A 15,523-nucleotide genomic window follows, 5' to 3' on the forward strand; every position below is an offset into this window, starting at 1 on the left:
TCGTTGTTTTTGGATGAGATGTTGCTTATAATAAAATCGTCGAAAACAGGGTGTCATTGCAGCCAGTGTTTTACGACTTATGAAAGTTAAAAAAATCTACCCATCAGATAATTTTTGGAGTGCGTTACATCTTTCGCAAGATATATTTGAGCCGAGAGTCGACGTTCCATCATTTAGGGGTGTTCTGTGAACGCATACGTATTACCGCAAGCCAAATCGCTTTGGGTAACCTCGTTATCAGCGCATATCGGTGCCAAGATTGACGGCATCAATATAAGGGGATCGTTGCCGGGACTGCAAGTCGCCGAGATGTGCGCGGCGTTGCTTCGTTGGGCGATGATATTTTTCCGCGCACAATTTCTGACCTTTACGCAGCATGTCGCATGTAGCTCGCAGTGTGGCGATTTGACGGCAGCACGTCCCGTCTTCTGGCATGTCGACGCCCATCAACATATCTCTTCTCGTCCCAACTCTCGCAGAGCAACCTGCTTTCAGCCCAAGCCCTGAAAGTTACCTCTTTACGACCTGAAAACGTTATTCGATACTCGACAAGACGTGGTCAATATTTTTTTAAACAGGGGCAAATATTCGCAGCGACGCCTATAAACAGTGTCGTCCCTCCACTTAAATAAAGGAATGCCAAGGAATAATCCGAAGTGTTTAAAAACTTAGTCGATTGCAGATGCTGCTGACCATACGCAGCGAATTATTCGCCAGCGTAAAGATCTGTCTGCTTTCGGCGTTGAGCGGTTGTTGGTACCCATTATAAGCGTGTGAGATTTGGTAATTAGCCAGTTAACATAGTATTGCAAATCGAGGACCACTTACCATGAGCATAGTCAATCTAGATCTCCTTCCTGTAACCGCTCGTATTGGTGCCGAAGTACGTAGTATTAACCTATCGGGCGTCATTCATGGCGATACATTTGAGTCACTTCGGCAAGCGCTGTTTAAACACAAAGTATTATTTTTTCGCAACCAATATCATATAGATGACCAAGCGCAAGAAGGCTTTGCACGCCGCTGGGGCGAGCTGGCCCCGCCTACAGCCGCCCCGTTGCGCGACGACGCCGACTTTTTGATGGAACTGGATTCCAACTATAATGGCGGCGCGAATGCATGGCATAGCGACGTGACCTTTGACGTGGCCTATCCGCAAGCCTCTGTCTTGCGTGTGGTTGCGATCCCAGCGGTAGGGGGCGACACCGTATGGGCCAACACCGCTACGGCCTATACCGATTTACCCGAGGGCTTGCGCAAGCTTGCAGATACATTATGGGCATTACACACCAATGATTATGGCCATGCCGCTACCCGACTTGATCCAACGGATGAAAGCTTGCGTCATTATCGGGATGTATTTACTTCAATCATCTATGAAACCGAACATCCCATCGTGCGCGTGCATCCCGAAACCGGAGAGCGGACATTGGTGTTGGGTCAGTTTGTGAAAAAACTGCTGGATTTCACTGCGGGCGATTCGGAACGTCTCTTGTCCATACTTCAAAGCCATGTGACTCGTCTCGAAAATACTATGCGCTGGCGCTGGGCTGTCGGTGATGTGGCGATATGGGACAACCGCGCAACGCAGCACTACACCATCAACGATTACGGTGATCAGCATCCTATCGTCCGGCGTTTGTCCATCGCAGGTGACGTGCCCATCAGTGTCGATGGACGACGTAGCTTAGCACGCGTAGTGGCAGCACGCAGTGGTCCCGAGCTAGCTACTGCCGCCAACCTCGTCGCGGTAAAAAACCAATACGAGGATACGCACATAGTCTTGCCGCGTCTTTGAGTTAGAGGAAAGGCGTCCCCAGCAAGAATGCATATTCTTGCTGGGGATCAGTCACCGTTATGGGATGTTATTCAGGCTTTAAGTGGGCGCGGATATTGAGTCTGTCAATCCGACTGGCTGCAAGTTCAGCCAGCAAATGAGAGGACGATGCAAGCTGACATTACAACGTGCCTACTTGCACTGAATCACTAGAACCTATGATGGAGAAAGGATATCCATGGAGCCTGTCATCAGCGTCAAATAGTCGGTCTGTAGAGAAGTATTAGTGATGATGTGATGGAAAGACAACCCGCCCGGATGGGTTGGAGATCACGGTTCATTAACACTCCCCTCACGGGTTCCATGCACGAGCAGGCGGAGTAGGTTACGAGGCGGCGGGAATTTACCACTCGGATTTCATCTAAGTACTAACGCTAACGGAGAACACCTATGCGTTTTTTTCTCACCTCGACGCACACTCGCAGCGTCCGCATAAGCATCATCGCCGCTGCAGCGTGCCTTATATTTGGTACTTCCAGCGGCGTCGCGCTAGCCGATACGCTAGCGTTCAGGCCAGTTCCCAGCGCTGAAATTTCGGCGCTATCTTCCGCGCCACCATCCGAGCTATATCCGGCGCTTTTTGCTACGGTGCAGATGGCACATGTTTTCACCGACGGCAAAACCTTTGCTGACGCGATACCGAAAGACCCACCGTCCATCATTGCGGCGCTTTACCAGAGAGAAAAAAATCGCCTGGGATTCAAGCTGGCCGACTTTGTGCAACAGCACTTTGATTTGCCACAAGACAGCACGGATGTGTATGTCAGCGATCGAACTCAATCGTTACAACAACACATCGCTGGCCTTTGGCCGCACCTGACTCAGCAGCCTGCCCAAGTGCGCCGCGGTTCTTCACTGCTACCGTTGCCGCAACCGTATGTGGTGCCAGGTGGCCGCTTCCGCGAGGTTTACTATTGGGATTCTTATTTCACCATGTTGGGCCTTCTGCAAAATGGCAAGCCGCAGCTAATCAGTGCCATGGTCGATAATTTTGCCAGCCTGATTGATCGCTACGGCCACATCCCGAACGGCAACCGTAGTTATTACCTAAGCCGTTCGCAGCCGCCTTTCTATTACAAGATGGTGGGTTTGTTATCTACTGAGGATGAGGCCAGCGCTTATGCGCGCTATTTGCCGCAATTGCGAAGGGAGTATGCTTTCTGGATGGATGGTGCAAGTGGCCTCAAGCCCGGCACTGCGTACCGACGCGTTGTGGCGCTGCCTGATGGCGGTTTGCTGAACCGTTACTATGATGACCGCGACGTGCCGCGCGACGAGTCGTATGCAGAAGACGTCAAGGCGGCGCAGCAGAGCAAGCGCCCGGCAGCGGAGGTTTATCGCGATCTGCGTGCCGGTGCGGAAAGTGGCTGGGATTACAGCAGTCGCTGGTTCGCTGACGGAAAGTCACTGACTACTATTGAAACCACCGCCATTCTGCCGGTTGATCTCAACAGTTTGATGTTTGGCTTAGAAAATGCGATCCACCTCGGTTGCGAGCGCGTGCACGATGTGGCGTGTAGTAAGGATTTCAAGCAGCGCGCCGACCGCCGCCGTGCAGCGGTGCAAAAGTATTTTTGGGACGACACCGCTGGAAATTATGTTGATTATCAATGGATCAGGCGGCGATCAACCGCCCGTCCCAGTGCTGCCACGTTATACCCGCTATTCGTCGGCATCGCCGAACCCGCGCAGGCTGTCCGGGTGGCACAGTGGGTTGGCAAGTCGTTGTTGCGGCCCTCGGGTATCGTCACCACGACGGTCGACAGCGGGCAGCAATGGGATGCGCCTAATGGCTGGGCGCCGCTGCAATGGATAGCGGTCGACGGCCTCAATCGTTATGGTCAGCATGCCCTGGCACGCGATATCGCCACGCGCTGGATGGGCAAAGTGCAGCAAGTCTACGCTGCTAGCGGCAAGCTGGTGGAAAAATATAATGTCATTGGCACCAGTGCCCACGCTGGCGGCGGTGAGTATGCTTTGCAGGATGGCTTCGGCTGGACCAACGGCGTTGCGATGCAGCTGATGACGTTGTATCCAGAGCTGAAGCAGCCTTGAAGGGGTGTTTTTTCGATTTATATTAGCTTGTGTAGTTTCTTGCAATATCAAAACATGCGCTGGAGACGTTTGATAAAACACCGGATGTGGCATTTCTCAAGAGAAATTTTATAGCGTTGAGTGGAAATACTTATTAACAAGTGGCAAATCAAGCTTGAGGTCCACGCGTGAGAAAGGCCCAGGGTTGGTCGTAATACGTTCTATGCGCTTAACGTCAAATAACAATATAATCCTGCAAAGTATTTCAATGATAGGAGCATTCTGTGATTAACGCGATCGTAAAAAGCACGCAGGAAACGCTGAATCATGATTTTATATTAGCGACCGAAGAAACCGATTTTGCCAAAGCGCAGACGTTGCTTGATCTAGGCGTAAATGTGAATTGTTTCAACGGCGCCGCGCTTGCGATAGCGGTTGGTAATGGCGAAACAGCGTTCGTCGATTTCCTGATCGCCAACGGTGCAAACGTGCATCTCAAAGAGCCATTTGGATTATCGTTAATTCATCTGGATGCGGCACGCGGCGGTTATTGTACCGAAGCACTCATCAACGCGGGTGCGAACGTGAGCGAAAAAATCGGGGCAGGTAATTCACTCCTACACAATGCTGTTCTCATCGGCGACGCGGAGCGGGTTGAGATGCTGATCAAAGCCGGCGCAGAAGTATCTGCGACAACTCGTCGTGGTGAAACACCATTGATGTTGAACCTGTTAAAGATTTCTGAAGAATTAATGGAAGATGCTTCTCGCCGACTGGAATTTGGTCCGCACTGGTTGCGTGCGCGCTACGCCATTCTTGATCGCTTGGTCCACTCCGATGATGCTAATCTGAGTATCCCGGATTCCGGTGGAAAGACTGCGCTGCACTATGCTGCAAGTATCAATGATGACGTTACGTTACGCATGATGTTTTCTACTCTGCCTACTTTGGATACGAGAGACTTACAAGGAAAAACGCCTCTCCACATCGCTTTTGCTTGTGGGAACATATTATTTATTCAGCGAGCAACAGATGGCGGTGCAGATCCCGAACTGTTGAAAAGTTTAGCAAAAGTATAAAATAGTATGGTCAAGGAAAATGTGAAGAACTGATCCGCTTATTTGCAATGATGAAAAATAAAAAACGGTATTTTTACGATTATTGATATTGAAATTTCTCACGAATTTTTGTCGCCTTTGCACAATCTAATATGTATGGCGCTCTCTCAAAAAAAGCCGCAAGCTGGTCATTCATATCTGCAATGCGGATGCGCAGCCCAGCCTTTGCGGCAGTTGGAATGTAGCGCATCTGTCGCTTGTTCTTAACTTGATCTCCGATCACAAAGTTAGCCGCTGACATAGTCAAACGCCACCAAACGCCATCAAGCGTGGTCAAACGTATCAATAACGGAAATCGGCCCGTTATACCGTACCTTAATTGCACAACAACGCTACATCCACGTATATTGTCGAACGGATCGCTGAATCTTAGCGTGGAACAGATGTTATGTTTCTAGTCACTGGTGCGACGCTTGTTTCTGCCAGTTGTGTGTATGCGTATTGCTAAAAGCAATAACAAAATCGGAGGATAGATGCGCAAACACCTTGTTAAAAAAACGGGTATGCAGAATCCCGGATATTCGATTCCCCAAACGCACGGGCCACTTCAAACCCACCCTCGCACAATCGGCTGGTTTGGCGCCACTGCACTGGCAATAGGCGGCAGCAATCAAATCCTGTTCCTGCTGTCGGCGCTCTTTATCGGACAGGAAACCATATCGGGACAAGGTAGCGCGACAATTCCCCTGCTGATCGCTGGCCTGTTGCTTGCCTGGGCCGCAGCGCCTGGCTGGGTTGAACTGGTATTGATGTTTCCAAACCGTGTGGGCGGCATTTCCGCAAGTTGCGTCGAGGCTTTTCGGCCATATAGTCCGGTACTCGCCAATCTGACTGGCGTCTGCTACTGGTGGGGATGGGTTCCCACCTGCGGGTTGACCGCCATACTATCGGCATCGGCAATACACGAATGGTATTTGCCGGGCGTGCCAGTCAATGTGATGGCAGTGTCGCTGGTGGTCTTTTTTACCGGTATCAGTCTGTGCGGTATCAAATGGGTAAGTCGGCTGGCGATTCCGATTGCCAGCCTGTCGGCGTTACTGGCGTTCGTTTCTGGATTAGCGCCGATGCTGGCCGGAGAAGTCGATTGGCAACAGGCCACCACCTTCCATCTGACCACGCCTTTTCCCGGCTGGTTCGGCGAATTGACCAGCCTCATGGCCGGGTTGTATCTCATTGGATTCGCCGCGCCCGCGTTTGAGGCGGCGGCCTGTCATGTCGGCGAAATGGTTGATCCTAAGAAAACGTTGCCGCGCGCCATGCTCGCCAGCGCTGCGATAGCCGGTCTGTTCTTCATAATGCTCCCAATCGTGTGGCTCGGCACGCTTGGAGCGGATGCAATGGGCAAAGATTTGGCGCTGGAGTTGGGCCCCACCTTTGCCCCGTTGTTTGGCAATGCTGGCAAGGCAATCGCGGTCTGGTTCATGATGTTAAGCATGTTTTCCGGCACCTTGCAGCCGCTCGCCGGTGCCTCGCGCACGTTGTCCCAATTATCGGAAGACGGCTTGTTACCACGCGCTCTCGCATTGCGTTCGCGCACCGACACACCTTGGGTGGCGACGTTGCTGACGGCTGGGATGGCGATCTTGTTCCTGTTAATCGGCGACCCGATCTGGCTAATTGCCGCTGCCAATTTTACTTACTTGATCAGTATTGCATTGCCCAGTGTTGCGGTCTGGCTGCTGCGGCGTGATGCGCCCGCGATGGCGCGGCCTTACCGCGCTCCTCGTGGCACCATCATGCTCGGACTGGCTGCCGCCGTCATGTGGGCGGTGTCCGCGTTATTAGGATTCGAGCAGTTCGGATTGCCGACCGTACTAATCGGTTTGGCCTTTGCCTATTCTGGCTCGTTGCTGTACATGTGGCGCAGGATTGCGGACCGGCGCGATTCCGGTTTGCCGGGCATTGCACGCACGCTGCACCTTAAGCTAACCGGCGCGATGATACTGGTTATGGTGTTGGACGGCACCGGTTATCTTCTGGCAGTCGCCAACATTCCACGCCCCGAGGGCGTCTTGATGACGGCACTGGCGGATATTTTCGTCGCCGTCGCCATGCTCACCATTGCCGTTGGGTTAGTGTTGCCTGGCATGATCGCCCATTCAGCAGTCGAGATTTCCGAAGCCGCAAAACAGCTTGCCAGCGGCACGCTGACAGAGCTTTCGCGTGCCATGCAGGCGCTTGGACGCGGTGATATTAACGCGGCCCATGCTAGTGTTTCATTTACCCCCGTGCGGGCACGTTCACGCGACGAAGTCGGCGAGATGGCCGCAAGTTTCAATTTGCTACAGTATGAAGTTGCCAACGTAGCCACTGGGCTCGACGGTGCCCGCGAAGGGTTGCGTCATGCGCAGCACGAAGTCACCACTGCGCACTTCAAACTCCAGCAACGCATCCACGAGCATGAGCAAGTTGAAGAAAAACTGTCGGGCATCCTGGATTCCATCCCGATGGTGGTGTGGTCTATTTCCGCTGAATATGCGCTGCTGTATATAAACCCGGCGTCGCACGTCATTTACGGACGGTCGGTGGCAGAGTTTACCGCGGACCCTACTTTGTGGACCAAAATCGTGCACCCCGATGACCGCACCAGGTTCAGGCAGTGGCTGGCGCAAGTATTAATCGGGGACCCACAAACGCTGGAATATCGCATCGTGCGGCCGGATGGCGAGGTGCGCTGGCTTGAAGATCGCGCCAGAACGGCTCGCGATGCGCATGGCAATCCACTCAGGCTTAATGGTGTGGCAACTGATATTTCCGAGCGCAGGTTACGCACTGCACGAATCGAATCCCTCGCTAATTTTGATCCACTGACCGGGCTGCCCAACCGGAATCTCTTCGTCAACCGTCTCGAACAATCATTACGTCATGCACGTCGTGCACGGTCCAGAGTTGGATTACTGTTTCTCGATATCGATCGTTTTAAATACTTCAATGACAGCTTTGGCCACGCATTCGGTGACAGCGTGCTTAAGGAGTTTGCCTTCAGGATTAAATCAGTCCTGCGCGACGAAGACACACTCGCCCGTTTTGCAGGTGACGAGTTCGTCATCCTTTTAGATCACATCAGAGAGTCAGAAGACGCCGCCAGTGTCGCTTTGAAAATACTGACCGCGTTTGCGGAGCCAGTGTCAGCGGATGGACGTGAACTACATATGAGCGCCAGCATCGGCGTCAGCGTCTATCCCGAAGATGCCGATAGCGCTGACACTTTACTCAAGCACGCAGACCTGGCGATGTATCGGGCTAAAGATCAAGGTCGCAATTGCTTCCAGTGTTATACGGTGGAAATGGGTGCTAAGGCAGTGGAAAGGGGGCATCTTGAAGATGCTCTACATCACGCGTTAGAAAACAATGAATTCGAGCTGCATTACCAGCCCCAGATCGATTTGGAAAACGGACATGTAAAAAGCATCGAAGCGTTGATCCGCTGGCGAAATCCAAAACTTGGGTTCGTAGCGCCCGGACGTTTCATTCAGATCGCGGAAGAAACCGGCCTTATCGTTCAGATCGGCGAATGGGTACTGAAAACGGCTTGCGCGCAAGCCAGCATCTGGCATCAAGCGGGTTATCCGCTGACCGTGGCAGTGAATGTGTCGGGTCGTCAGCTTAAGCAAAAAAACTTCCTGCATTTGGTGCAGGACGCGATCGAGGCAGCCGACTTGAAGGCAAACTATCTTGAGTTGGAGTTGACCGAAAGTATGTTGATGAACGACTCCGAAGCGACGATTCAAATTCTGGATGATCTAAAAGTCCTTGGGGTTCAGCTATCGATTGACGATTTTGGAACCGGCTTTTCAAGCTTGAGTTATCTGAGTCGATTCCCTATAGATATTATCAAAATCGATCAGACGTTCGTTGCTGGTCTTGCTATCAAACCGGAGGCGGCATCCATTACACTGGCGATCATCGCACTGGCAAAGGCGCTTGGTCTTAAAACCGTCGCGGAAGGCGTGGAGACGGTCGAGCAACTTAATTTTTTGTATGAAAATGAGTGCGATGCGATACAAGGGTTTTATTTCAGTCGCCCATTGCCTGTGGCAGAAATGACAGCGTTACTGCAACGCGGTAGAAAACTACACCTCGGTAAAACTCACGATCTGGGTCCTTATCTGCATCTGATTCCACATTTAGGGACGGATGGTTAGGTTTCAAGCGGCGTCGTCTTCGGCCGCTTGGTGGCGTGATGGAAAAGGGGGCGTTAGCCGAGCTGGGCATTCGCCAGCTCGCTGATGGATATCAGTTATCTTTTACGTCGGTATTCGGATACGGTGATGTTATTCGGGCTTTGTCAGGGCGTGATCATTTAGTGCGTCGATACGACGTGCTGCCAGTTCTGATAGCAGATGAGATGAGGACAATGCAAGGCGCAGTAAGGTTTCCGTGTCCAAGATGTCGAGGGTCGGCATTGTGTTGTCGTCGCGATCTGTGTTGCTTAAGTGGGCTAGGTTGATGCAGGTTTTTATGCCTTGGCAGATGTCTAACGTCAGGGCGTAAAATTCGGCTTCTCGGTCGCCTTTTAATGTTGGGGTTAGCCATGAGAATGACTTGTGGAATGATTCGATTGGTGGTTTGGAGGAGGATGGGTTGAATTCAGGCTTGCTCATGATTGCACCTTGGAGGTGAATGATGAGGGTGCTGTTGGGATTGGTGAAGGGGAAGGGTGTGGGATCGTTTGCGAACGGGAATGTGTAAACGAGGTTCTGCTAAGCATATCGACGGTTCCTTTGTTGGTTATACCGCTACTCGCTACCAAGCGGGTGGGCGGCAAATGGCAGAGTTGGTAGACCGTCAACAAAGGCAAGCGGCAGGCCGAAGCCTCTCTACCACTGCCGCCCCGTGAGGGCGCACAATGGCAAACGCACACAGAAAAACGGCTTTACGCCGTTTGTACGCCTTTGTTGAATCGGGCTACCAACCCGGTCCCTTTTTTTTAGGGACGAAATGAGTATAAAGCATCATCGCTTTTTTTTGAAGTCTCGATTTTCTAGCTTTTGCTGTTTGCCGATTTGCCCAACAAATTAGGCTTTGTTTTTCTACGCGCCGATGGCGCATTGTTTGGCAAATGATTATTTCAATGTCGTTGATAACTTGAACGGCTGGCGCTCCGTGGATGCTTGTCGGGGGTGGCCCGACAGCCAGTTACTTTCTTTTGCTTCGCCAAATGAACAGTAACCAAAGAAAAGGCGACCGCAGAGACGCCGCCCTTCGGGTCCCCAAGTTTTTCGACCGTCAGTCGGGTTGAAAGACCAACTCGCTTCGCTCAAACATGTCTTCCAACAATTCCCGACTAACAGCCGAAAAACTTGGCAGCATCTATGTAGGGGTACGTCAAAAGCAAAAGCAAAAGCAAATTCAAAAACAACCGCAACCGCAACCGCAACCGCAACATCAACAGCCGTCATGGTTGATGTGATTCAGTTTGTACTAATCTCACCTATCAGCTTTACATGTCTGCACGCACTAGATTTGTCAGCATCGTGTTTAATAATGAAGCGATGACGATTGAAGAGCGACTTGGTTGGCTGGCTTTAGACTATTAATTCGGTAGTGTCGGGAACGTCGGGCTGGGTGGATAAGTTTTTCAGTGCAGCTTTCAGTCCGTCAAAGCATTGCTTGTCGATTGCGCTACCGACCATTGCGGCCATCATCTCTAGTGCTTGCGGTACTGGGATTGGCCCGCGATAAGGGCGATCGGCGGTAATGGCATCAAAAATATCGGCGGTTGTAATGATGCGTGTTTCAAGGCTGATCTCGTCGGCATTGATTCCGCGAGGATAGCCGCGCCCGTCCAGTCGCTCATGATGCGCTCCGGCGACCCGCGCCAGTTCGGCAAAAGCGCCAATGCGCGATAAGATGGTTTCGGTGTAGTTGGCATGAAGCTTCACTGCTACCCACTCTTCTGCATTAAGTTTGCCTGCCTTATCCAGCACACTGTTACTGACACCCAGCTTTCCTACATCATGCAGCAACGCGCCACGCTTCAGCCATCGGCGCCTGGCGAGGGAGAGCCCGAGCGCTTCGGCAATCAAATCCGTATAAAACGCTACCCGTGTGCTGTGACCACTAGTGTAGGGACTTTTAGAATCGACGACCTGACCAAAAGCGGCGGCAATATCATCAAGGTAATCATCGTCAACTGGCACTTCATAGCTGCTGGGCTCAAGCGCAAGAACTGCTGGCGCGATATCTGGCGCGATCAGGGTAGACCAGAATTCACTGGCTTGGGCTGCGCGTTCAAAGGCTTGGACTAACTGTGGATCGAACCAGCGACCTGAGCGTAGGCGTACTTCGTTGATTGCTGCCTCAATGCCATCGGCTGTAAGAAAGACATCAATGACCTGCGCCATCAGTGCAATACGGGCAAAAACAGGTATGGCATCGCCCGCCAATCCATCAGGTTTACCTTGTCCGTTGTAGTGTTCATCCAGGCTATAAATACCGCCAGCGACAGCCTCCGAAAATCGCAACAGCCGTGCGATTTCGGCACCGCGCTGGCAGCGGGTGGCAATCAATTCGCGCGCAATTTGACTACCGTCGCGCAAGATCGTCAATACACTACGAAAACGGTCGGCTAGTCCAGCCTTAAGGCCGGTATGGTTGAGAACGAATTTAAGCACCTGCGGTAGACTTTCACCGACAGTTTTAAAGTCACGCTTGAAGTTAATGTCGTCGGTGAGATACAGCTCGCAGATGCGTGCGGCGTTGCTGCTGCAGCCCAAGTCCTTCAGCAGCAAGGTGTAGTAAAGATCCCATAGCTGGTCCTCAGAAAGCCCCAGCTCACGCCCAATGTGCATTCCAATCCAGCAGCAACGCATACAATGCCCGGGCGGTTGACCTTCCGTGATGTCAAGTGCATAGCTAAGCGAACCGATCAATTCCGACAGTTTGATGCCACCGGCCGGAGGAAAAGCATCCAAATTGGTGTGAAGGTTGTGCATCCGCGACATCCCTTACTTGGCATAAATGAAGCTTAATTCTACGCGACGGAGGGGGAGTCTTGGGAGTTATATTGGTATGTAGCTTGGGGGAAATTTAATGAGTAAGGACTGCGTCCTCACCCCGCGCCTTTGTATGACAATAACGTGTGTGTTATCGATTGCGCTATCTAATAGGCTTTTAACGCTTTTAACGCTTTTAAGATTGTTACGCGTTTGGGTATAAGTCAAAACGCGCATGACGTATTTCTTTCATGTGCAGATTAATGATTCAGTACGGCTTGCTTGAAGTGAAGCGTCAAAAAAACGTTCACGTAGGGGCCATGCAACATAAAAAGTGGATAGCAAATATTTCGCTGAATATTAGTAATACCTAATATTCAGCATTTATTAGTAATTCCTAATATGTTGAACCTAACGACCAATTATCTTACGCTCGCGCAGATCAGCCAAGGTGTCTTCGGACAAATTCAATTCACCCTGCAGAACCTCTTGGTTTGACTCACCCAAATGCTGGCCGGCCCAGCGGATGGTGCCGGGCATGCGTGACAGTCTGGGAACCGGTGACGTAAGGCATACTTCGCCACGGTCATGATCTGGCACGTCGATAAAGTTGCCGCGTGAGATCACTTGCGGGTGATGCATCAAATCATCAATACTTTGAATTTTTACCGCAGGAACATCTGCCAGTTGAAAAGCGGCGAGTGCTTCTTCGGTTGTGCGAGTTTTCAACCATGCGTTGATGGCGGCGTCGAGCAACGGCCGATGCGTGACTCTATCCTTGTTGAGTTTAAACATCGGTTGTTCCGGCATTTCGGGATGACCGACAACGGTCATGAGCCGACCAAAGACGCGGTCACCTGTTCCGCTGACGAAGATCCATTCATTGTCGCCGGTTAAGTAAGCGCCACCTGGAGACACGTAGTCGGGCGTATTGCCGGTGCGCTCCGTCACCTTTCCCTGATGTCGGTATTTCATCGGGATGTCTTTCAGGAAGGGAATCATGGTCTCATAGAGCGCCAGATCCACTTCGTCGCCAACATTCTCTTTGTGCAGATGTTTGCCTAGTAATGCGGTGACCGCGCCAAAGGCTGCCCATAATCCGGCGGTGAAATCGCAAACAGGCAATCCGGCTTGCTGCGGTGCCGTGTCCTTTTCGCCCGTGACGTACACCAGCCCTGAAAAGGCTTGGGCGTTGCGGTCGAAGCCGGGCGTGTCGCGCCAAGGTCCGTCTTGGCCGTAGCCGCTAATACGCACGATGGTAATGTCGGGACGTTGCTCTTTCATCCAGGCCGAAGTAATTCCCCATCGATCAAGCGTTCCGGGCCGGAAGTTTTCGATGAGAAGTTCAGTCGTTTTAAGAAGTTGGCCTAGGATGGTGCGACCTTCTGGTGTACGAATATCGAGCGCGACGGACCGTTTATTGCGTCCGATTGTTGACCACCAATAGCCGCTATCGCTTTCACCGTCGGAAGGAAAGGCGCCCAGTGTACGCATAGGATCACCCACTTCTGGCAATTCTATCTTGATGACATCAGCGCCAAAGTCTGCCAATAGAGTGGCGGCAAACGGAGCAGAAATGAAGGTGCCAAGCTCGATTACGCGTATTCCTTTTAGCGCTGGTTTGAGGGGCGTGTCTTTGTGGAGTATAGGTTGTGTCATGGCAAAGAGCGTGATTTCATTAGATATCTACGTGATGAATTAGCATTGCTATTGCTGTGCCGAGAGGGATAACCAATCTTGGTCATTGTATGATGCCAAGTCTCTTGGCGAGCTGCTTCGCCTTTTCGGATTCCGCTTTGAGGTCGACCGTGAATTGCGCATTGGTTGGGGTGATCGACTGCGCACCCATTGTGACCAAACGCTCTTTGACTTCGGGATCCTGCATGGCGCCGTTAATAAGGGCGCTCAGGGTCGCTACGACTTCTTTTGGCGTTCCCGCCGGTGCTACAAAACCGTACCAGACAGGCGTCGGGAGATATGTCGGTAAGCCGAGTCCTTCCGCAATGGGAGGGATATCTGGAAAAAGCGCCGAGCGATGGGTGTCAAACACAGCCAGCCCACGCACCTTTCCTGCGCGCAGATGCTGCTGCACCAAAGGCACCACGACGGGAAACAACGCAATGTGGCCCCCGAGCAGGTCGGTCATAGCCTGTGCAGTGCTCTTGTACGGAATCTCAACGACATCAATGCCAGTGGCCTGTTTAAAAATCTCCATCTCCTGTTCACTGATTGTGCCGGGACCGGAGGAAGCATAGCTCAATTTACCCGGGTTTGCCTTGGCATAGGCCACTAGCTCTTTTATATTATTGATCGGCAAAGCAGGGGAGAGAGCCAGCACCAGAGGGATGGTAGCCACTTTTGCGATGGGAACGAAGTCTTTGACCGGATCGTAAGGCGGTGTAGATTTTTGGATCGGTGCGATCACGAATGGATTCGCGGCGATGAGAATTGTGTATCCGTCGGGTGCCGATTGCAACGCAGTCAGGGAGCCGATCAAACCACCTCCACCATCCCGGTTCTCGACAATCACTGATACATGTGATTTCCTGGATATGCTCTCGCCGATCGTGCGGGCCATGACGTCGCTCCCGGTACCCGGCGAATACGGCACGATAATCTTGATTGTCTGATTTGGATAGGGGCTGGCGTGGGCGATGATCGCTGCGCTCGCCAGCGATAGTGCCAACGCCAACGACAATACCTTTCCTAATTTAATCTTGCGGTTTGTTCTTCCGATATTCCATGAATCCATTGCTGTCTCCTCAAAAATCAACTTGAACTTGATTAACGCCGCGCCCTTTGCGGGTCTGCGGTATTTTTTTATTGTATAACTATTTAACTTTCTGATGTAATAATAAACCGATTCGGTCCGAAGCCGCGGACTTTTAAAAAGTCAATTTTATGATGTTGTTACCTTTTGATAGGTTGTCCGACACGCCAAAATGACAGGCGTTACTGGGACTTAATTGTGCAAACGCCCTATCAGTTTGTCGGGCTATTTCTTTCTCTTCATCGAAAGAATCTTTATATAAAAAAATAGTGTCCGATCAATTATCCAATCACGTCATGGATTGATCGTTTTCATGCGAGTGGATCAAAGTACCTGTTTTTTTGACGCTGTTTCCAATCTCTTTGGAAGTCACACATCGTGTAAAAAAATACGGTAATAGCTCTGTAAGCTAAGCTGGTAGGGGTGATGGCGCTAAAGAAAGGTCTCTAAAAATTAGGCCCCGGTGGCTATCGTTATTAATTGTCTCTGAATGCTCAATCTATATTGAGGAGTTGATCAAGGGACAAATGTTGTTTAAAGAATGACAGCATGATGGGAGGTAATTGAGAAAAAAATTTCATTGCGCCACACTCGAAAAACCATTTCGAAATGGTGATATGGTGAAAAGTGCGCGACGCTAGTTGGCCTATTTGAATAGCTTAATTTTCTTATGTGAAAAATATTAGAAAATAAGGTTAGACGATTTAACGCACAATAATCTAAATAGTTATACAATTAGATTTGATGATTGATTATCCGCTCCCCGACCATTGCGCAGATGCGACAACTGTGGCCGCTGGAGTAAGTTAAACGACTGAAAATTAAA

At 51.1% G+C, this 15,523-nt stretch carries 10 protein-coding genes; 5 read left to right on the forward strand and 5 right to left on the reverse strand.

Translation table 11 applies throughout. The annotated features are described in order from the left end of the window. The first annotated feature begins 186 nt into the window (after positions 1-186). The 4 genes from ACXX82_RS16970 to ACXX82_RS16985 all read left to right on the forward strand — a co-directional run bounded on the left by ACXX82_RS16970 (position 187) and on the right by ACXX82_RS16985 (position 4,950). Complete coding sequence (locus ACXX82_RS16970; RefSeq protein WP_322236918.1) at positions 187-507, forward strand: TauD/TfdA dioxygenase family protein; 321 nt, start codon at positions 187-189, stop codon at positions 505-507. 322 nt (positions 508-829) lie between these two features. Beyond that, a complete protein-coding gene (locus ACXX82_RS16975) occupies positions 830-1,798 on the forward strand; it encodes a TauD/TfdA dioxygenase family protein (RefSeq protein WP_323506858.1) in 969 nt (322 codons plus the stop codon). Positions 1,799-2,227: 429 nt separating this feature from the next. Further along, positions 2,228-3,892, forward strand: a complete 1,665-nt coding sequence (treF, locus tag ACXX82_RS16980; RefSeq protein WP_458563306.1) for an alpha,alpha-trehalase TreF — start codon at positions 2,228-2,230, stop codon at positions 3,890-3,892. A 263-nt stretch (positions 3,893-4,155) separates the two neighbouring features. Next, positions 4,156-4,950, forward strand: a complete 795-nt coding sequence (locus ACXX82_RS16985; protein ID WP_458563307.1) for an ankyrin repeat domain-containing protein — start codon at positions 4,156-4,158, stop codon at positions 4,948-4,950. A 79-nt stretch (positions 4,951-5,029) separates the two neighbouring features. Here the strand turns inward: ACXX82_RS16985 and ACXX82_RS16990 are convergent, their stop codons facing one another. After that, positions 5,030-5,230, reverse strand: coding sequence for a hypothetical protein (locus ACXX82_RS16990; protein ID WP_458563308.1), 201 nt, complete (start codon positions 5,228-5,230; stop codon positions 5,030-5,032). A 232-nt stretch (positions 5,231-5,462) separates the two neighbouring features. Here ACXX82_RS16990 and ACXX82_RS16995 point away from each other — a divergent pair, with 232 nt between their 5' ends. Beyond that, the gene (locus ACXX82_RS16995) at positions 5,463-9,134 is read left to right on the forward strand and encodes an amino acid permease (RefSeq protein ID WP_323506861.1); all 3,672 of its coding nucleotides are present in this window, start codon (positions 5,463-5,465) and stop codon (positions 9,132-9,134) included. Between the two features lie 129 nt (positions 9,135-9,263). Here the strand turns inward: ACXX82_RS16995 and ACXX82_RS17000 are convergent, their stop codons facing one another. From ACXX82_RS17000 to ACXX82_RS17015, 4 genes are all read right to left on the reverse strand, one after another. Next, positions 9,264-9,593 (reverse strand): hypothetical protein, encoded by a 330-nt coding sequence (locus ACXX82_RS17000; protein WP_458563309.1) that lies wholly within the window; start codon positions 9,591-9,593, stop codon positions 9,264-9,266. Positions 9,594-10,517: 924 nt separating this feature from the next. Continuing rightward, complete coding sequence (locus ACXX82_RS17005; RefSeq protein WP_458563310.1) at positions 10,518-11,927, reverse strand: HD-GYP domain-containing protein; 1,410 nt, start codon at positions 11,925-11,927, stop codon at positions 10,518-10,520. 411 nt (positions 11,928-12,338) lie between these two features. Beyond that, entirely contained in the window at positions 12,339-13,586 is a 1,248-nt protein-coding gene (locus ACXX82_RS17010) for a CaiB/BaiF CoA transferase family protein (protein ID WP_458563311.1), read from the reverse strand. Between the two features lie 82 nt (positions 13,587-13,668). Continuing rightward, the gene (locus tag ACXX82_RS17015; protein WP_322236938.1) at positions 13,669-14,679 is read right to left on the reverse strand and encodes a Bug family tripartite tricarboxylate transporter substrate binding protein; all 1,011 of its coding nucleotides are present in this window, start codon (positions 14,677-14,679) and stop codon (positions 13,669-13,671) included. Between the last annotated feature and the right edge of the window lie 844 nt (positions 14,680-15,523).

The sequence above is a fragment of the Glaciimonas sp. GNP009 genome, from assembly GCF_054343755.1.